The sequence below is a fragment of the Mycobacterium sp. SMC-4 genome, assembly GCF_050205565.1.
Taxonomy (GTDB): Bacteria; Actinomycetota; Actinomycetes; order Mycobacteriales; family Mycobacteriaceae; genus Mycobacterium.
The window spans coordinates 264,108-283,266 of sequence record NZ_JBNMQU010000003.1; the positions used below are offsets into that span (position 1 = coordinate 264,108).

18 protein-coding genes and 1 tRNA gene are annotated in these 19,159 nt (G+C 63.5%); 15 read left to right on the plus strand and 4 right to left on the minus strand.

Annotation, left to right across the window (positions count from 1 at the left end; translation table 11 throughout):
* The first annotated feature begins 253 nt into the window (after window positions 1–253).
* From ACQI46_RS08065 to ACQI46_RS08085, 5 genes are all read left to right on the plus strand, one after another.
* The gene (locus ACQI46_RS08065; RefSeq protein ID WP_427093448.1) at window positions 254–931 is read left to right on the plus strand and encodes a hypothetical protein; all 678 of its coding nucleotides are present in this window, start codon (window positions 254–256) and stop codon (window positions 929–931) included.
* Window positions 916–4,530: a DEAD/DEAH box helicase gene (locus ACQI46_RS08070; RefSeq protein ID WP_427093449.1), complete on the plus strand. Its 3,615-nt coding sequence runs from the start codon at window positions 916–918 to the stop codon at window positions 4,528–4,530. The genes ACQI46_RS08065 and ACQI46_RS08070 overlap by 16 nt, the downstream gene beginning before the upstream one ends.
* 165 nt (window positions 4,531–4,695) lie before the next feature.
* Window positions 4,696–4,769: transfer RNA gene (locus ACQI46_RS08075), tRNA-Leu, on the plus strand.
* Between the two features lie 266 nt (window positions 4,770–5,035).
* On the plus strand, window positions 5,036–5,797 hold the full coding sequence (locus ACQI46_RS08080) for a hypothetical protein (RefSeq protein ID WP_427093450.1): 762 nt from the start codon (window positions 5,036–5,038) through the stop codon (window positions 5,795–5,797).
* 410 nt (window positions 5,798–6,207) lie between these two features.
* A complete protein-coding gene (locus ACQI46_RS08085; RefSeq protein WP_427093451.1) occupies window positions 6,208–6,435 on the plus strand; it encodes a hypothetical protein in 228 nt (75 codons plus the stop codon).
* On the opposite strand, the gene ACQI46_RS08090 is transcribed toward ACQI46_RS08085, so the two are convergent.
* The gene (locus ACQI46_RS08090) at window positions 6,432–7,295 is read right to left on the minus strand and encodes a hypothetical protein (protein ID WP_427093452.1); all 864 of its coding nucleotides are present in this window, start codon (window positions 7,293–7,295) and stop codon (window positions 6,432–6,434) included. The two genes, ACQI46_RS08085 and ACQI46_RS08090, sit on opposite strands and share 4 nt — an antisense overlap.
* The gene (locus ACQI46_RS08095) at window positions 7,282–7,926 is read right to left on the minus strand and encodes a hypothetical protein (RefSeq protein ID WP_427093453.1); all 645 of its coding nucleotides are present in this window, start codon (window positions 7,924–7,926) and stop codon (window positions 7,282–7,284) included. Before ACQI46_RS08095 ends, ACQI46_RS08090 begins: the two co-directional genes overlap by 14 nt.
* Before the next feature lie 844 nt (window positions 7,927–8,770).
* Between ACQI46_RS08095 and ACQI46_RS08100 the strand changes: the two genes are divergently transcribed.
* The 7 genes from ACQI46_RS08100 to ACQI46_RS08130 all read left to right on the plus strand — a co-directional run bounded on the left by ACQI46_RS08100 (window position 8,771) and on the right by ACQI46_RS08130 (window position 14,939).
* On the plus strand, window positions 8,771–8,944 hold the full coding sequence (locus ACQI46_RS08100; protein WP_427093454.1) for a hypothetical protein: 174 nt from the start codon (window positions 8,771–8,773) through the stop codon (window positions 8,942–8,944).
* Window positions 8,945–8,951: 7 nt separating this feature from the next.
* Window positions 8,952–9,497: an LppA family lipoprotein gene (locus tag ACQI46_RS08105; protein WP_427093455.1), complete on the plus strand. Its 546-nt coding sequence runs from the start codon at window positions 8,952–8,954 to the stop codon at window positions 9,495–9,497.
* Window positions 9,498–9,779: 282 nt separating this feature from the next.
* Entirely contained in the window at window positions 9,780–10,175 is a 396-nt protein-coding gene (locus ACQI46_RS08110) for a nitroreductase family deazaflavin-dependent oxidoreductase (protein WP_427093456.1), read from the plus strand.
* Between the two features lie 216 nt (window positions 10,176–10,391).
* Window positions 10,392–11,567: an osmoprotectant NAGGN system M42 family peptidase gene (locus ACQI46_RS08115; protein ID WP_427093457.1), complete on the plus strand. Its 1,176-nt coding sequence runs from the start codon at window positions 10,392–10,394 to the stop codon at window positions 11,565–11,567.
* Window positions 11,568–11,716: 149 nt separating this feature from the next.
* Window positions 11,717–13,372, plus strand: a complete 1,656-nt coding sequence (locus ACQI46_RS08120) for an acyl-CoA synthetase (protein WP_427093458.1) — start codon at window positions 11,717–11,719, stop codon at window positions 13,370–13,372.
* 163 nt (window positions 13,373–13,535) lie between these two features.
* On the plus strand, window positions 13,536–14,042 hold the full coding sequence (locus ACQI46_RS08125; protein ID WP_427093459.1) for a protein disulfide oxidoreductase: 507 nt from the start codon (window positions 13,536–13,538) through the stop codon (window positions 14,040–14,042).
* Window positions 14,043–14,054: 12 nt separating this feature from the next.
* The gene (locus ACQI46_RS08130) at window positions 14,055–14,939 is read left to right on the plus strand and encodes a cytochrome c biogenesis CcdA family protein (RefSeq protein WP_427093460.1); all 885 of its coding nucleotides are present in this window, start codon (window positions 14,055–14,057) and stop codon (window positions 14,937–14,939) included.
* Between the two features lie 11 nt (window positions 14,940–14,950).
* Here the strand turns inward: ACQI46_RS08130 and ACQI46_RS08135 are convergent, their stop codons facing one another.
* Together ACQI46_RS08135 and ACQI46_RS08140 are read right to left on the minus strand one after the other, a co-directional pair.
* Window positions 14,951–16,126 (minus strand): amidase family protein, encoded by a 1,176-nt coding sequence (locus ACQI46_RS08135; RefSeq protein ID WP_427093461.1) that lies wholly within the window; start codon window positions 16,124–16,126, stop codon window positions 14,951–14,953.
* A 173-nt stretch (window positions 16,127–16,299) separates the two neighbouring features.
* Entirely contained in the window at window positions 16,300–16,659 is a 360-nt protein-coding gene (locus ACQI46_RS08140) for a hypothetical protein (RefSeq protein ID WP_427093462.1), read from the minus strand.
* A 113-nt stretch (window positions 16,660–16,772) separates the two neighbouring features.
* Between ACQI46_RS08140 and ACQI46_RS08145 the strand changes: the two genes are divergently transcribed.
* The 3 genes from ACQI46_RS08145 (at window position 16,773) to ACQI46_RS08155 (ending at window position 18,986) form a co-directional block, all read left to right on the plus strand.
* Window positions 16,773–17,213: a helix-turn-helix transcriptional regulator gene (locus ACQI46_RS08145; protein WP_427093463.1), complete on the plus strand. Its 441-nt coding sequence runs from the start codon at window positions 16,773–16,775 to the stop codon at window positions 17,211–17,213.
* A 25-nt stretch (window positions 17,214–17,238) separates the two neighbouring features.
* The gene (locus ACQI46_RS08150; RefSeq protein ID WP_427093464.1) at window positions 17,239–17,673 is read left to right on the plus strand and encodes a VOC family protein; all 435 of its coding nucleotides are present in this window, start codon (window positions 17,239–17,241) and stop codon (window positions 17,671–17,673) included.
* Between the two features lie 89 nt (window positions 17,674–17,762).
* A complete protein-coding gene (locus ACQI46_RS08155) occupies window positions 17,763–18,986 on the plus strand; it encodes an oxygenase MpaB family protein (protein ID WP_427093465.1) in 1,224 nt (407 codons plus the stop codon).
* Window positions 18,987–19,159: the final 173 nt, after the last annotated feature.

The window sequence follows — 19,159 nt, forward strand, 5'->3', positions numbered from 1 at the left end:
GTTCCGCATACTGCACTCTGGCCATCGGAAGGAGAAAGCCTTGAGTAGAGCTCCGTTCGGCTGTACGTGCACTGCAGGGCCAGAAGACCATCCCAATCTTGCTGAACTACTGGTTTACGCGGATGGAAAGGGCACTCGAACCGCGCGGTGGCGAACTGCGCGGCTCGCACACGGAGACGTCGCTGCCCTCGACTTGGCCGCATGCGTTGTAGCGAACGCAGCGGTTTCATGGCGAACGGTCGGCACACCATCGGTGTATGAAGACTGGACGCTCGCGGTTAATGGGGGGCAGAAATTGCTTTCGGCTGATGCCGAGGTTTTCAGAGTTTACATTGACCACGGGTTCGGACTGCCGGATGCACCTCGCGAGGGCAAGCATCGACGCGGATGGCTGGCTGAGTTCATCTTCTATCTGATTGCGGAGGAAGTTGGTTCAAGCTACGGGCGGACATTGGTTCATGCGGAGGGACCTGACTGGCACGCGACAAAGCCGGGTCGCGACAGCCTAATTTTCTGGAGGAACAATCAGGAGCTTGAATTCCGACTCTGGGAGGTGAAACACAATGTCGGGAGTGCGCCTATATCGAGCTCGGTCGGCGAAGCGGCCTCCCAACTCCGCGACAGTGCTCTCAGCTATTTGGCGCAGGCTACGAGCATTGCGGCAGCGCCGGGCGCGGTCGGCGGGGACGAAGAGCTCAGAAGGCTGTACGGCGAGCTGCCTCGTTTATGGGCCACTGGTAGCCCGAAATCCGGGATCGGCATAACGGTGGCGACGCTCGACTCGAAAGTACCGACCAAGTGCTTCAGCCGTGTGGCGCAGTTGTTCCCGAGGCTGCAGTCCCCCGCACAAATTGAGGGCCTAGTGTCAGGGATTGGGAACTTTTCGGATTTTGCTGACGACGTGAGGGATCGTGTGTGGACTCCTCTCTGAGCATCGACCTGATATCTGAAGCGGTCGGCTTCGGTGACCCACAACTATCGGACGCTTTTGAATCTGGAGTATTGCCTACGCCTGAGACGCTGCAGCAGTTGCTCGCCCAAGCGGAGATAGAGCTCTTTATTGGTCGGGCAGCGGTAGGTCAAGACCTCATCCGGACCGGCTGGTACCTACACGGAGTAGCGAGCGCTGATGCGAGTATTGGACTCTATCCAGTAAGTCAGCAAAGGCAAGCCTTCGCCGTAAGTGCGCACATATTCGACCTCGCCTGTGCGCAATCAGATGCAGACGACATCACGAGACTGTCCAGGGCTTTTGCAGCCCAGGTAGGTTTTCATCGCAGCGGTGGAGAGCCGAATGCCGGCGCGATTGGTAGACGCATGGCACCGTTTCTCCTTGACCCCGCCTCGGGAACATTCGCCAATCGCCTCCCGACACTTGCTATCAGCGCCGGAATCTCCCTCCTGAGTCTGGATGCTGGTACAGCAGCGGCGCGGTTGCGCAATTGGCGACGAGACCTGTTCCAGGTGACGGATCGACTGGGCACGACGGACCCGGGAGCGACCATCTTTGGTCCGACGATCCTCGTCGTAAACGCTTGCTACGACCTCCTGCGGTACCTGCGCCAGGGGACCGTCACATACTTAGAACGGGCTCGCCAGGCTTTGGATCGTGCCGTTTCGGCGGAACATTCAGGGCATGACCACCTAGCACGTTGGGTAGCCTCGCACATTCGAGTCATAGGCGATGCGGTTGCTAGCGGGAGTGTTTGGTCGCTTCTGCCTGACGGCACTCCGGATGCAGCCAAGCAGGCTTTCACAATGACAGCGCCGCAGATACTGACGTTGTGGCCGCCTCAGCGAGAACTGCTCGCAGGCGAAGAAGGGGCGCGTGATTTTGGTTCGTCGAAGCGACTCGTAGTTGGCGTACCGACTAGCGCAGGAAAGACGTTAATCGCGCAGCTACTAATGGTCCAGCATCTCGGAAGCGGCGGTACTGGCGTCTGTTACGTGGCGCCTCAGCGAAGTCTCGGACGAGAGGTTCGACGGGCAATGGTCCGACGCCTGAGGCTGCTTGCGCGAGAGGCGGCTCGACTGGGGCCGGATCACGGACTGCCCACGACAGGAGTACTCGCCGAGCTACTGCAGAAGCTCGGCGAGTGGTTCACGGGCCGTGCCGGGGATGAACTTGACCAACCTGCTGTGGCCATCATGACGCCTGAGCGCCTTGCTCATTCGCTGCGGGAAGATGCCGACGACGTACTTGCCCGATACGGCATGTTTGTTTTCGACGAGGCTCATCAAATCCGCGAGAAGGGTCGTGGCTTTCTGCTTGAGAGCATCATCTCGTACCTTCATTGGCGCACAATGGATTCCGCTCATCAGATTGTGCTCCTTAGTGCTGCCCTCGGTAACGCTGCGCAGATTCGATCGTGGATCGACCCCAACGACGAGGGGCGACTGTTCGAATCTGAATGGCGGGGCCCTCGTCGCCTGACCGCGTTGTTCGGCGTACGGAGAGATCCCGAGGCCACTCCTCGAATCCAAAGCGTCAAAGCCAGTGGGCAAATGAAAAGCTATGTCCAGAGGCAAATCTTCCCCGCGCAGGGAGTTTTTAGCCTCAAGCCGACTGAGCAAAATCCAGTCCGACTCACGACTAGAGCCCCTCTGGGCGAACTCGCCTATCGCGCTACTGCAGAAGGAGTACGCAACCCTCAATCTGAATCAAGCCACAGCACGCCAAAGTATCGAATGCTTGCGCAGATGGTCAGCTTTCTAGGCCATGCCGGTTCTGTGTTGGTGGTGTGCGACGAACGTAAAGCGGCACGGAATATGGCTGCAGCAATTGCTGAGGTATTACCTCGCGATTCCCGAACGGCACGTCTCGTGCTCGCAACACGACAAAAGCTCGGAAGCGACCATCCGCTCGTCAGAGCCTTGGAGCATGGCGTCGGATACCACCATGCTGGTCTGCCGACGGATCTCCTTGAAACCATTGAAGACGCTGTTCGCGAGGGCGAACTGAATTACCTAGTTTCCACAAGCACTCTGACGGACGGAGTGAACCTGCCTGTGCGAACAGTAGTTCTGAACCCTAGCCATTACCCAGGCCAACCGGAAGATCAACGGATGACCGGGCCGAGACTGCTCAACGCGATCGGGCGTGCCGGGCGTGCAGTACTCGAAACAGAGGGATGGGTTGTGATGGCTGATTATCGAGGCATGAGCACGACGGGGTTCGATGATCTTGAGCCGAAGGCGGAAGAGCTCACTGCTAGATCCGTCCTGACTCGTGAAGAGGTCCTCGAAGAGTTGGAACTTTTCGAGCAGGAGTTCGCGAGTACGTGGGACGCTGCGCTGTCGGCGCGAGGTAGCGTCGCAGATTTCCAAGCTTTTGTGTGGTTCGCGCTAGCCGCCGGAAATATCGAACTGACCGACGCGACAGAAGACGGGTTGATGCCGCTGCTTAACTCAACGCTTGCTTTTACTCAGTTACCAGAAGCCACCCGTGATGGCTTGCTGCGGGTCGCCAGGCTGACAGCTCAGCAATTTGTCAGTACTGACGACAATCTGCGACGAGCTTGGGCACGCACGGGTACGTCTGTAAGCAGCGCGCGGCAGCTTGAACTTATCGCGGCGTCTTTGACTAGTAGCGCAATTGACCGAGATGGGAACTGGGATCCCGGTGACCCGCTTGCTGTTCTAGAGTTATTTCACGATTTGGATATATGGGAGCAAATAACGGAACTACCCGAGAGCCCAAAGAAGTGGGAATTCCGCGAGCGAGATTATTGGAATGCTCCCGTCGTCCAAGTCGATGTAAAGGATTTCCTTTCGCTTTGGCTGGCTGGTTTACCAATTCCGGATCTCGCCGATCAAGCAATTTCTGGCGTGCCTGACCGTGGCTGGCGACTCGAGCTTGCGGTCGATGCGGTGTCCGACTTTTGCGAGCATTACTTCGCGTGGCTAGCTTCGGTTTTGGTCAACCGCGCGAATCAAATGTTGCAGGAGTTGGGTCGACCCATCGCGATTAGCGAGGAGTTTGGCACATACATTCGGTACGGCGTCTTGAGCGACTTGGCAGTCGAACTAATTACTGCCGGCGTTCGATCGAGAGAACTGGCCAATATCATCGCCGAAACCGCTCAGAATGAGCAGATCCCTTCGACCGATGTGCGTGAATGGCTCGGTGCTCTGAGCTTTGATGCGTGGCGCGATCGTTTCGGAGCCACCCAATTAGACCTCGTTGACTTGGTGGAGTACGCGCGTCCGCGAGCTAGCAGTCTGTTGCGTGATCTACTCATTAACGGAAGCGCCAGTATTGATATGCCGCGCGAAGCACGGTTTGCTGCCGATCATCCCGCTCTGACTCTGGAGAGGGACACGTCGACGCCGTCGCCGCATCCACTCGCGCTGTACGTTGACAACTTTGAGGGCGAGGGACCGTCAGCGTCGTCGACCGGCGATCTTGTCGGGTACTTACCGCCGAAGTTTTACGCCGAGGCGGAACTTGTGATCGAGTCGGGCACTGAGGTGACGCTTGCTCTCCGCGACTATACGTTGACCTTCGAAGTGGTCGCCGATGCAGATTAATTGTTGGGACGCCACCGGCGTCATCCACGTCCTTCGTGCCACCTTGAGTGCGATGCAGGCTGTAAACAATATGTATGCACACGTCACCCAAAATCAACTAGTCATACCAACGCTGAAATCATGAAAACTCCACATAAGAAGGCAGATTGGGCGGCTAGGTGTTGTGTACCCATGCTGACAAACGCTGAAAGCGCGGACTTAAAATCCGCCAAGTGTCGGTTCGAGTCCGACTGGGGGCACCGTATAACTGCTGGTAGAAGCGTTGCGCGAGCCCTTAAGCTGTTTAACATGCGAGTTCCGTTGTGCACACATTGTGCACACATGGCGCGGTCGGCTTCGCACGTACGGCGGTGCAGCAAATATGTGGTTCACGGGAGGGGTCGGGGGAGATAATCGAGCTGTTCCTAAGCCGTTTGGCGACTACAAGGAGTTCAGACGGTGGTCGGGCCACCCCCAAACCTGGGGGCTAAGCGGTAGCGGCTGGCGTGCGTGGTTCGGTGGCCAGGTGGTCGACGGGCTCTGTGAGGTGCTCGATGAACACCTCGCCGCACCACGCATCGGGCGCGAGATGGACCATGCTGCGATCGGTTGTGTGCCCTGGTTGACGAGCGCGGCTGTGGCGCAACGCCTACTGAAACTCACCAACTTCTGCGTCGTGGTCGACAAATCTCCCATTAACGAAGGTGCGTTCTCTCGTGCTGAGCGCATCAAGCGTGGGACGGGGATACCGAACAGTGCATTCACCGGCTTGGAAGACATGGTGCCGGTGGACGACACTTCGGCGCCGTCCATGATCGGCCCATACACAGATCGAGACGAACTGCCCCGCATGCTTGATCCGGTACGGGTTGTGGGATGGAATAAGCCGGGGCAAAAACCGCTCTTGCACGCGAAACTACTGGTTCTTGGCCAGTTAGGTTGGCGGCAGTACGACACGCCGTATGGCGAGCGGGAGGAATTCAAGTTCGTCCCGCAGACAGTGTGGTTTGGCTCTGCAAATTCGACCGAGGCCGCGCGTAACCATCTTGAGACTGGATTTGTGTCCGACGATCCGAGCCTCGTCCAGTCGGCTTCGTGGTTTGTCCAAACGGTTATCGGATTCTCGGAGTCGGCTGTCACTGCCGGTGTCGTGCCGCGACCCGACATGAGAGACCTTCCGTGGGACGATGAGGCGTTTGCACAAGCCTCAGCTGAACTTCGGGACGCGTATGAGGGGTGGGACGCGGACAAGAACGACGAGTGGGACGCGGACGAGGACGAGTCCTGACCGCCCTGCCCACTGTGCTGGGCGCTAGCGCTATCGCCGGGCGTGCCGAACACGTCGCCTAGGCTGCGCTGCGCCGCTTGGGCCTCGGCCAGCGCAGCGGCCTCGACGGTGCTCGGGTCGGTCTCCGGTCGGCGGGTCTGCACCATCGCCGCCGCGAGCCGCCGCGTGCGGAACTGCTGGACGCTTTGCGTCGCCGCGTTGCGCCGGGCTGCCAGCGCTTGCCGTAGCCGCTTCTGCGTAACCGGATCGGCGCTGCGTCACCCGGCCACCGGGTGCCGACGAGCGGGACGGCGCTTCACTAGTCCGCGCCTTCCTGGTCGGCGCGGATCGCGCGCCACTTTGCGACCTGTTCGGCGGCTGCACTTTCGGCAGCGGGCACACCGGTCCGCCCCGCCACGAAAGGTGTCCGCGTGCACGACCTACGGCACACGGCGGCGGTGCTGTGGCTTACCGGCGCGGGTGGCTTGGTGCAGTCGATGCACTACATGCGCGTAGCTGATCTGCTTGGGCATGCAACGCACACAATCACACTCGACACGTACGGCAACTGGATCGAAGACGACAAGACAGCACCCGCACCGTTGCCCGCCCTGCCGACGACGGGCACGGTTATTCCGCTGCGGCAGCAGGCCAACTAGAGGTATCGCGAAATCAATTCCGCGACAGTCTGATTAGTCCAGTTGTCGTCGTCGGGCATTATCTCGCGCTTAGTCACATACTTCGTACTGACAATTTCCACTGAGTTCGTAGCCTCGTCCAGATACTTCGTCCACTCGCTGTCGGACGACAATACGTAGACCGCTCCTGTTTGAGCGCGACCGAAGGTGAGTTGTTCTCGCGGGAGCCACATACCAGACGTAAGGACGAAGACGACACCAGCGGCCATCACCGCGAACAGGTAGACGGGCACGATTGCCTGAAAGAGCGTGGTAAATCGGTGCTTGCTATCGCCGCCCATATAGAGACCTAGCCACGTAGTGCAGATGGCAAGGGTGGTTACGAACAGGATTGTGGGCATCGTTGCGACGCTGAGGGCGGTGCCGAGCAACCCCAACGCAAATGCGCCGCCCAGACGGGTAAGCGCACTTGCGAGCGCAGGGTTCATCGGATCGCTCGCTCTCATTCTGCGGCAGCTCGATAATTCAGTCAGCGCGACTGATAGGCATAGGAACGCCAACACGACCAGCGCGAATGGCAGAACCGTGGCGAGGAATATTGCCGTGATGTTCAAGTTCTGCACGAGCGAGCGCAGCGTGTTCGGGTCGCCCTTGGCAGCTATGAGGATCTGCAAGGCGACGAGCGTTACCGGGACCAGACCGAGCAACCAATACGTTCGCTCGGGCGTCCATTTCTTGGCCTTCGCCAGCTCGTGCTGTGCTAACTTGCGCTTGCGCTTTTCGGCCTCAACCTGCATGTACGCGCGGCCTGGATACTCGGCATACTCGGCGTTCTTCGCGGCGATTTCAGGGCTAGCGGCGACGGTCTTACGTCCCCACATTGTCGTCCTGCTGCGCTTCGACCTTCTCGTACAGAGGATCAATATTCTTGTTGAAATGTACTTTGATCTCGTCCACGAGCAGACTCCACTGCTGATCTGAAACGTTAAGTAGCAGATCGCAAACAGAAATCAACTGTTCCGCCTCCTGCTGCGTAGCGCCAACCATGTGCAAGATCGGTGCCGCGACACCAACCATCTCGCGCGGCAGCGGCGGGGGAGCAAGTAATCCTTGGACCAACACTTGCTCTAGATCGCTAACGCGGTGCGCTACATGCTTATTGGCGGTGTCGAGAACGCTCTCGTGTGCTGCGAGTTGGTGGGGCGTCAGGTTGTCAGTCCACGTCGGCTTCAGTTTGAGTCTTGGCTTGCCCGGTTCCAGGTGCCCTTTGCCTGTCGTGAAGACGCGCCGATAGGAGATGCAGCACGCAGTCCATAAGGCCCGCGCGAGCAACTCGTTCTCCTCCCCGGCTTTTCCGAGACGCTGCAGATATCCCGCCGCGCAGTTTCTGGCGAATTCGAGGTCGCCCATGATCGATACCAGGTCTGCGATATCGCTAGCAGTGCCGCCGCTGAGTGACACTGGGATGTAGTTGATAGCTGATTCGGCGCCTTGTGGTTCGTTGCCTGTCATCGCTCCCCCGGATCGGTATTTTCCGGACGCACCTCCCGTACGCCTTCCGCTCCACGATAGGGCCGCCGGCCGACAAGTCTGAACCGCGTGTCGCAGAATGCAGCAAACATCCGTCGCGGGTAGTTCCGTTGTGCATTCGTTGTGCAACCCTGAAAGGGTGTCGCCTGGTCCGGTAGCTGAGTGCGGCCAGATATGCTCTCTAGCTGGGGATTTGACTAGTCGCAGGGTTGCTTAGCCGCAGGTCGAAATAGCCCCGTGCGGGTACTTAAAATCCGCCAAGTGTCGTTTCGAGTCCGACTGGGGCACAAGGAAAGCCCAGTTCAGTTGTTCAATGCGACCGGCTGACCATCGGCCGGCTAGTCAGCCCGAAACCGCCCCGCAGCGGTGAACGGAGGTATGGCCGCCGGGCGCAACGCATGCGGAGGAGTAGCGGTCCGCGGGCGCCGGCTATCTCGTAACCGTGAGGCGCTCGCATATCCCGCCGACTCCAGTTCTGGTGACCCGAGGTGGTGCGTTGACCCTAGGCGCGGCCAGGTGGACACGCTTGTGTGTACGGATCGGCGCGGACGGTAGCAGGCACGTTGAGTCGGAGATGGTGTGGAGCCGTCCAAGAGCAGAATCGCCACCTCGAGCAGTCCACGTAGGCTGGCAACGGTTTTCGGCTCAGGTTCGCAGCCTTGGCGGCAATCCCGGTCTCTGCCACGGTGCCGAACGTGACCGCCGGCCGTCGCGGGCCGGCGTACCCGCCGCTCTCCAGATCGGCCACCACATCGCGCAAAGTGACTTTCAGCGTCGGCCGTCCTGGCGAAGCCAAGCGGCGAGACCTGGCAGTTACGCTCCTGGGGTGGACCGGCTGGCCACCATCTCACCGCTTATCGGAGGCTTGGGTAGCGGAACGGCGGTGAATTTGAATTTGTGGGAGTTCCCGCGCTCAAATGGCCTCACCGGTCAGCCGTACGCCACCGGCTACAACATCGCCGCCGTCATCGCAGGCACTACACCCATCCCGCAGAAGTGAGACTCATATGACACCAGCGATGACCCGCCGCCAAGGCGGTATCGCCTGCGCAGTCCTCGTTTTCGCCCTAATTGCTACAGGATGCCGGATTACCGACCCCTACCAGCCCACCGCACCGGATGACGCCGCCAAGGCCGCCGATACCCTGACCACCCTGCCCTCTCTCGAAGACACTCGCACTCAGGTCGAGGCAGCGATCGTCACGCTCGGTCAGCAGATCACCGCGATCGCGCCCACCGCGAATTGGGAATGGCAACGCGAATACAGCCGCGCCGGATGCCTGCCGCCGTTCGAGCAATCAGACGGAGAGGTCATCCTCATGCCCAAGTATGTCTCCAGCACGCCGATCCGCGAACAACACTGGCAACAGGCCTACGACCTCGCAGTAGAAGCAGCCCATTCAATCGGCGCAGACAACCTCACCGTCTTCAAAGACAACCCGAACGATCACGACGTGCAATTCACCAGCGACACCGGCACCACCCTGCGCTTCGGATCGCAAGCCGCCGCTCTCATCACCGGCAGCACCGGATGCCGGTTACCCGCGAAGTAGCGGACCGCGAGCGCCTCGGGGTTCCGGCGTGACTCCGCGCATTGCGCTCACCGTCCGACGACTCAGCGATCCACCATGCGATGACTTCATGCCCGACACTGCTGATTCCCTTTTCAGAGTCCATTTCTGCTCGCTGGTCGACGCGAGTCAACGCACCTCAACGCCTTAGAGGGCGGTATCAAAGCCGCCACGTGTCACGCCGAACACGCAGTCGGTTGTTTGGACTTGAAACGTTCAGCAAGGCGTCAGCGAGAAACCTCGACGAATACCTACACTCCGAGAATGCGCGTGCCTCGCCGAATCGCAGAGTTCAACAAGCGAGTCACGAATCCGGCGGCTCGCACGATCACACCGTGGCTTCCGAGCCTCGGGACGCTCGAGCACGTCGGGCGGAAGTCGGGTAAGCGATATCGGACGCCGCTGTTGGTGTTCAAGACCCATGATGGCTACGCCATCCTCATCGGCTACGGCCCGCAGACCGACTGGCTGAAGAACGTGCTGGCCGGCGGACCGACGGTGCTGCACAAGCGGGGACGGGCTGTCGCGCTCGTCGACCCACGGGTGGTGAGCAAGGCCGAGGCCGGAGCCGTCGTCATACCGCGTTCCCGGCTGCTATTCCGAGCGTTTCCCTACAACGAGGCGGCCGTGCTGCTGACCGACGCAAACGCTGCACGCTGACCTCTGCGCCGCGAACGCTTCCAGCCACAAGGCCCAAACCGAAATTTGATCTTGAAGTGGCTGTCGCAGAACCTGATTCGCGCGCATCGTGATCGCACACCGGCCGGCCAATCGCCGATCTTCGCCATCGGCAACCTATAGGCTGCGACCAGAGCGGACCGTCGCTCAGCGCAGTCGGCGCTCTGTCGCGACCTCGGGGTCCGTGGAGGAGAGCCCATGCTCGCGAACGACGCCATGTCAGAGACGGACAGCGCATGGATGGTGGACACCCTCCTCACGCTGTTGCAGACACCGAGCCCGACAGGGCGCACCGACGCGGTGATGCGGATGATCGGCGAGATCATCGGGAGTTTCGGGCTGTCGTTCTCGCTGACCCGCCGCGGCGCGCTGATCGTCGAATTACCCGGAGAGTCGGAGACGGCCGACCGCGCGCTGGTGGTGCACGCCGACACCACCGGGTGCATGGTGCGCTCGCTCAAAGACAACGGCCGTCTCGAGGTGATTCCCGTGGGCACCTTCTCGGCGCGGTTCGCCGCCGGTGCGCGCGTGCGGATCCTCACCGACAACTCCGACGAATTCCTCACCGGCACAATCCTTCCCCTCAAGGCCAGCGGCCATGCGTTCGGCGACGAGGTGGACAACCAGCCCACCGACTGGGATCACGTGGAGGTTCGGGTGGACCGACGGGCCTCCGCCCAGGAGGACCTGGTCAAGCTGGGTATCCGGGTCGGTGACTACGCGGCACTGATGGCCAATCCCGTCCTGACCGAAGACGGCTTCGTTGTGTCCCGTCACCTCGACGACAAGGCCGGCGTCGCGGCCGTGCTGACGCTGATCAAAACCCTGACGGAGACTTCGGCGATGCTGCCGCACCGGACCGCGGTCATGGTCACCATCTCCGAAGAAGTCGGCTACGGCGCAAGCACGGGGCTGCCCGACGACATCGCCGAGATGATCACCGTGGACAACGCGGTGTGCGCACCCGGACAGCACTCCCGCGAGGACGCCGTCACGGTTCCGATGTCCGATCTGCACGGCCCCTACGACTATCACCTGACCCGAAAACTGTGTCGGCTGGCAGAGGAGCGAAGCATCCCGTTCGCCCGCGACGTGTTCCGGTACTACCGATCCGACGCGGCCGCCGCCATCGAAGCCGGCGCGAACACCCGGGCAGCGCTGGTGGGATTCGGCGTCGACGGCAGCCACGGATGGGAGAGAACCCACCTCGACTCGATGAAAGCGACCTACCTCCTGCTGGACGCGTGGATCCGGTCACCGCTGACCTTCGCACGTTGGGACGCGGCGCCGTCCGGCTCGGGCGATCTGCACGAGTTCCCCTCCGCGCGGCAGCCCGCACCGCAGGAGAAATGGGTGCCGCTGTCGCGCGGGTGAACATTCTGGTGTCATCAGCACGACCCGCCGGTGTGAAAGAGCACTGCCACCGCTGAGCGCGGATTGGCGGCCCACGCCACGCATCCACGAAAATCCCGCGCCGCAACTTGCTACGTTTCTTCCCAGGAACTCGGCGAGGAGGCCTACCGATGAATGACGTGCTGCACGGCGTTCGCCAGAAACTGCAACTGGTGTCCGAGTCGGGTCGAGCGGTGAAGCGGCTGATCGACAGCGGCATCATCGACCTCACCGACCTCAAGTCCTCGGCCCGCGCGGCCAAGCTCTCCCGCACCTACGGCCCGCAGGCCACCATGGCGATCCTGGGCGCCCACAAGTACGGTTCGCTGCCCGCGATCACCGACGAGCGTGGCACGTTGACCTACAAGCAGGTCGACGACCAGTCCTGGGCGTTGGCCCACGGGCTGCGCGACCGGGGCGTTGCGGCGGGATCGGTCGTCGGCGTGCTGTGCCGGGACCACCGCGGCCTGGTCATCACGATGGCCGCGTGCGGCAAGGTCGGCGCGCGGATGGTGCTGATGAACACCGGCTTCGCCAAGCCGCAGTTCGCCGAGGTGTGCCAGCGCGAGCACGTCGCCGTCGTCCTGCACGACAGCGAGTTCCTCGGTCTCCTCGACGCGCTGCCCGCCGACATGCCCCGCGTACTGACCTGGGTGGACGACGTTACGGATGTGCCCGCCGGGGTGCCCACGCTCGACGACATCGTCGCCACCAGTCCGTCGCAGCCGCTGCCGCCGCCGGACAAGGCGGGCGGGTCGGTCATCCTGACCAGCGGCACGACCGGTCTGCCCAAAGGCGCGCCCCGCGACAGCGTGTCACCGCTGGCGACATCCCAGTTCGTCGACCGAGTCCCGTTCCCGCGCAAGGGAACCATGGTGATCGTCTCACCGATCTTCCACAGCACGGGGTGGGCGACCTACACCGTCGGCGCCGCGCTCGGCAACAACATCGTGACCGCCCGCCGGTTCAACGCCGAGGCGACGCTGGGGCTCATCGCCACCCACAAAGCCGACATGCTGGTGGCCGTCCCGACCATGTTGCACAGGATGGTCGAACTGGACCCGGCAATCATCGCCAAGTACGACACGTCGTCGTTGAAGGTGATCCTGATCGCCGGATCGGCGCTGAGCCCGGAGCTGTCCAACCGGGTGCAGGACACCTTCGGCGACGTCCTCTACAACATGTACGGGTCCACCGAGTGCGCCGTCGCCAGCGTCGCGACCCCCGCCGAACTGCGCGCCGCACCCGGAACCGCGGGCCGGTCTCCGGTCACCTGCGAGGTCGTCCTGTTCGACGAGAACGACCAACGCATCGAGGGCTACAACCGGCGCGGCCGGATCTTCGTCCGCAACGGCGCCCCGTTCTCCGGCTACACCGACGGCCGCAGCAAGCAGATCATCGACGGCTACATGTCCAGCGGCGACATGGGGCACTTCAACGAGGACGGCCTGCTGTTCGTCGACGGCCGCGACGACGACATGATCGTCTCCGGCGGCGAGAACGTCTTCCCCCAGGAGGTCGAGAACCTTTTGGAGGCCCGCAGCGACGTCGCCGAGGTCGCGGTCGTCGGTGTCGACGACGTCGAGTTCGGAAAACGATTGCGCGCCTTCGTCGTTCCTGAAGCCGGTGCGACGAAGGACGCCGCGGAGATCAAGCTCTACGTCAAGGAGAACCTGGCCCGGCACAAGGTTCCGCGCGACGTGGTGTTCGTCGACGAGTTGCCGCGCAATGCAACCGGGAAGCTGCTGCGGCGGGTCCTCGCCGAGATGGACGTCGACGCGGATTGACGGTTGGGACGCGGCGTCACCGGGCGTAAAGTTGCGGACGGGCTTCGCGCTGGAAGCCTTCGACGCCTGTAAGAAATCCGTCACAGGCCGAACGGGTGGATTCCGGCGTAATGGGCCATTCCGTTCAGGCGCGTGCCAGGTGGGCGGGCGCAGAGGAGTCATCATGTCCGGTCACATTTCCCGTCTCTGCAGATCCCTGGTGGCCGCCCTCGGTGCGGCGATCCTGATGCTGGCGCTGACCGGCCCGCCGGCGGCGCTGGCCGACGACCGCCTCGACTTCACCGGGACGACGCTCAGCGGTGCACCGTTTGACGGAGCGTCGCTGCAAGGACAGCCCGCCGTGCTGTGGTTCTGGACGCCGTGGTGCCCGATCTGCAACGCCGAGGCCGGTTCGGTGAGCAAGGTTGCCGCCGAGAATCCGTCGGTGACGTTCGTCGGCGTCGCCGCACGCTCCGACGCCGCAGCCATGCAGAACTTCGTGTCCAAATACGACCTGAACTTCACCACGCTCAACGACGCCGACGGCGCCATCTGGGCGCGCTACAACGTGCCCTGGCAACCCGCCTACGTGTTCTACCGCGCCGATGGCACATCGACATTCGTGAACAACCCCACCACGGCCATGTCGGAACAGGAACTGCAGCAGCGGGTGGCCTCGCTCGCCGGCTGATCAGCGGGCAGTGTGCAGCAGAATCTGGTCGGCCTGGCGTTCGCCGCCGGACTGGTGGCCGCGCTGAACCCGTGCGGCTTCGTGATGTTGCCGGCGTACCTCGCGCTGGTGGTGCGCGGCAGTGGCGGCGGCCCCATGCCCGTCGCCGTCGGACGTGCTCTGACCGCAACCGCGGCCATGACCGCCGGATTCCTGGCGGTGTTCGGAACGTTCGGGGTGCTCACCGTCTCGGTGGCGTCCACCGTGAGCCGGTACCTACCCTACGTCACCATCGTCATCGGGATAATCCTTGTGCTCCTGGGCATCTGGTTGATCCTGGGCCGAGAGCTGACGGTGCTGATCCCGGACCGACTGTCCCGCGCCGCGCCGGCGCCGACCACGCGGCTGTCGTCGATGTTCGGTTACGGCGTGGCCTACGCCCTGGCCTCGCTGTCGTGCACCGTGGGCCCGTTCCTCGCGGTCACCGGCGCCGCTGTCGGGAGCAGCTCGGGGCGCCCGTGGATCTTTCTGGCCTACGCGGGCGGCTTTGCCCTGGTCGTCGGGGCGCTTGCCGTCGCGGTCGCCCTCACCGGCTCATCGATGGCCGGCCGCATCAAAGCAGCCCTGCACTACATCAATCGCCTCGGGGGTGTGGTGCTGGTCGGGGTCGGTCTCTACGTCGCCTATTACGGCTACTACGAGGTCCAGTTGTTCCACGCCGCAGGCGATCCTGAAGATCCGGTGATCGCCTTCGCCGTCCGGTTGCAGGGTGCCGCTGCTGGCTGGGTGCACCGCAACGGTGCGTGGCCGTGGCTGATCCTGCTCGCGATGTCGACGGTCGTGGCGTTGGTGTGGGCGGTGCGGCGCGGCCGGCACCGGGCCCGCAGTCGATCCGTCACCACCGACCCGTATCCGTGAGACGCGCTGCGCTACAACCCGTTGACCCGCAACGCCGCCAGCGCCCGATCGGAGCCCCGCGGCCCGACCGTGCAGATGCCGATCGGCGGGCCGGCGACCGGCAGGGGGGTGCTGACCGCTGGACGGCCGGTGATCCCGGCCAGGCAGGTGAGCTGGAACGTGCGTGCCCGGATGTCTTCGATGACGTCGCCGCCCAGCGCGGCACTGTCCCGAGGCGGTGCCACCGAGGACGACGAAGGCAGCACCAGCACCGCATCCCCGAGCGCGCCGTCGATCGTGGCCCGCGCGGTGGCCAGGACGGCGTCGGCCCCGGCGAGTTCGTCGGGCGTGCGCTTGGATGCCGTTTCGAATCGTGATCGCACATCGGGATTCAATGTGTCCCAGTGCTGTTCGATCCAGGCGCCGTGCGCCTGCCACGCTTCCCAACCCTGCCGAGTCTGGAAGGCCTTCACCCACAGCGGCAGCGGGTCGGCGTCGAAATCGATGGGGCTGATCGGCAGGTCACCGGACCAGCCGGTGATGGCCCGGCGCATCGCCGCGGCCACGTCCGGATCCGCCAGCGAGATCAGCGACTCGGCATAGACCGCACGCGGGAAGGTCACTGACGCAGGCAGGTTCGGTTCCAGGACGGCCGCCACCTCCACCAGGTCCGGCCGCGTCCGCGTCATCCATCCGACGGTGTCGAACGACGGCGCCAGCGGGATCAGGCCGTCGCGCGAGACCGCACCATGCGTGGTGCGGATGCCGTACAGCCCTTGATAGGACGACGGGATCCTGATCGAGCCGCCGGTGTCGGTACCCAGCCCGATCGTCGCTTGCCCCAACGCCACCGCACTCGCCGAACCCGAGGAGGAGCCGCCCGGAATACGGTCCGGTGCAGCAGGATTCGGGGGAGTGCCGTAGTGTCCGTTGGTGCCGGCCAAACTGTAGGCGAATTCGTCGGTGCGGCTGATACCGGCGATCGCCGCGCCGGCCGCCAGCAGCGCCGCCACTGCGGGCGCCGTCGAGGTCGCCACCGGGGATTCGGCGAGCCATGCATCGTTACCGGCACCGACCACATGGCCTGCCACATCGTAGAGATCTTTGACGGCAACGGTGCGGCCGTTCAACAGGCCGGAGCCGGTGGGGCCGACCAGCGGGTCGCCGTACTCACGCCATACCGTGGGGTCGAAATTCGTTCCCGGCACGGCGAATGATGCTGCCGCACCGCCGAGGGCGAGGGCGCCCGCGCCGGTAGCACCTGTGATCGCCAAGAATTGCCGTCGCGAAACTGCGTCCATGGAATGCCTTTCGGGGTGGCCGGCTCGAAGTCCGACTGTAGGGACGCAGTATTACCGCGGCGTAAAGAGCCGGCCGAGCATCAGTCCATCACGGTGAGCGGCAGGCTGACGAACCCCCCGCGCCCCGACACCGACAGAAGGTAACGCCCCTTGACGGGGACCGGCAGCCGCAGCGGGTAGAACACAAACCCGATCTCACCGCCCAGGCTGGACTCCGGTACATCGAACTGAACGTCGATTGCCTCGCCGGTCGGGTTGGTGAATCGGACGTCGATCGTCGCCGTCCGATCGAACGGTTCAGGCTGGATCAGCACCACCAGCGTCGGCTCGACCATCCGGCGCGGCCCGGCCCAACAGGCGGTGATCACGCCACCGACGACGTTGAGCTTGTTGTCGACGACTGAGGCGGACTCGGCGAGCAGCGCGCCAGTGACGATCATGGTGTCCAAGCTAGCTGGCTGGTATCCGGTAAGCCGAAGCCGGCTAGCAGGTCGCCGCATTCGCGCCTGGGCGAAGCGAGCATTCCGGCCCGTCGCAGCGGCATACTGTGGCTATGGCTTCGGCTCCACCGGCCCGCTACCTGATGCGTGCCAAGGACCTCGTGGATGCGCGCTACGCCGAGCCGCTGACCGTCGATGAGCTGGCTGCGGCGGCCGGCCTGTCGCGCGCACACTTCAGCCGCATGTTCACCAGGACTTTCGGGGAGTCCCCGCGGGCCTACCTCCAGACGCGGCGGCTGGAACGAGCGGCCGCACTGCTGCGTCACACCAACCGGCCGGTAGCCGAAATCTGCATGATGGTCGGATTGCAGAGCGTCGGGTCGTTCACCACCAGCTTCGCCCGCACCTACGGGCTGCCACCGGCGGCGTACCGCGCGTCCATGCCGCCCGCGACAGTCCACGCCCGGATTCCGAGTTGCATCCTGAGCCGCGACACCCGGCCCAAGGCCGATACCCGCGTCCCCAAGACAGCACACGGGGAGAAGACGCGCTGATCGGCACCGTCGTAGCGTCGACCCCATGATCAAGATCTCAAGTGCCCACCTCTGGGTGCACGACCAGAACGTCGCGTTCGAATTCTGGACCGAGAAGGTTGGTTTCGAAGTGCGCCAGGATGTTTCGCTACCCGACGTCGACGGCATCTTCCGCTGGTTGACCGTGGGACCGCCCGGACAGGACGACGTGTCGATCGTCTTGATGGCGGTGCCCGGCGAGCCGGTGATGGACGAGACCAGCAGGCGCCAGGTTCTCGACCTCACCGCCAAAGGGTTCGCCGGCACCATCTTCCTGACCACCGAGGACTGTCGGGGCGCCTACGAGCGACTGAAGGCTCGCGGAGTGGAGTTCGCCGAGGAGCCCCACGAAATGCCCTACGGCATCGACTGCGGCTTCCGCGACCCGTCGGGCAACAGCGTGCGGCTCACCCAGTTGGCCGAGGTGCCGCTGGGCAGTTGAGCCCACGCGGTTCGTTGACACCTGTCCATTCCTCGGCTTAACATTCTGACTACATGCGTTGTCAGAAATGAGCTCGAGGAGGAGCCGTCGTGAGCGTGCCCATTCCGTCGCGCCACCCGGACCGCCCGCGGCCGATCCCGGCCGGCGTCCGCGCCATCGCGACGGCCCTGGCGATCCGGAATCCGAATCCACACCAGTGGCAGGTTCTGGGGGAACGCCTCACCGTCGGTGATGAGTCGATGGACCGCCTGGTCGAGTGGATGGCCGCCACCGGCACCGAACAGACGCGTCCGCTGTTCGAACAGGCGCTGACCGAAGGTATCGCCAGCGTCCCGGACGCACCGGCGCCCCTGCGTGAGTTCTTCGAATCCGTTGAGACACCGCCGGACTGGGTGAACAGGGATCTGCTGCGCATCGGACAACGCGCGCTGCGTCGGGGCGGCGCCGACGGCATGTACGTCGCTCGCGACGTCTCACTGTTGGGTGGTTACCAGTTCTCCGGATTCAACAAGACGCTGCTGCGCACCGGAGCTTTGGAGAAGGGCTCCAACAAGCGGTTCGCCGAGACCATGCAGTGGGCCATGGACGTCATCGCCGAGGACGGGCTGGAGCCACTCGGCGTGGGGTACCGGTCGACCATCCGGGTACGGCTGATCCACTCGTTCGTGCGTCGGCACGTGGCGGCGATGCCCGACTGGCGCGCCGACGAATGGGGGGTGCCGGTCAACCAGACCGACATGGCCGCGACACTGGTCGGCGCGCTGGTGGCGCCGGCCGTCGGTGCGCTCGGTATGGGTGTTGTGTTGTCGCCGAAGGAGTATGGCGCCGTCGCCCACCTGACCCGCTACGTCGGCTCGCTCATCGGCGTCGAAGACCAGTGGCTGCCCACGAGTTTCCGCGACAGTGTCCGGATCTTGGCGCACACGCTGACCGCGCTGGCGGCGCCCGACGAGTCCAGCAAGCAGCTGGCCGCCCCCATGGTCGAGGATCCGCTGGCGTGGCACTACGACGTTTTCCCGGGGCTGCGGCGGCGGCTGGCCCGCGCTCAGCACCTGTCGATCACCAGTACCTTCCTGGGGCGGCGTGCGGTGCAGCAGTTGGGGCTGCCGTCGTACTCGCTGCCCTGGTATCCGATGCTGCGGCTGCCGCTGAACCTGGCGCGCAGCGCCGCGGCTCTCGGGCTCTCCGGCGGCATGGAACGCGCCGACCAACGCGGCCGGCGTCAGCACGCAAAGTTGTTGCGCACCATGATCGGAGACGGCGCTTCGGCGACCATCGGGGAGTCGGCCCTCCACGTCGGCAAAGTGGCCTGACTCCACGCTCGGCCAAGAGCCGCTCCGCCGGAAACTGACGGTGTCGGCAAATGCTGCGCGATAGCGGCCGCGGTGCCACCGGGCATTTTGGTTCTCTACGCTGAGGTCGCCAATCCCCGGCAACGCATAGGCATTTGAGCCCCGAAATCAGGACCATTGACCCTGTTGCTCCC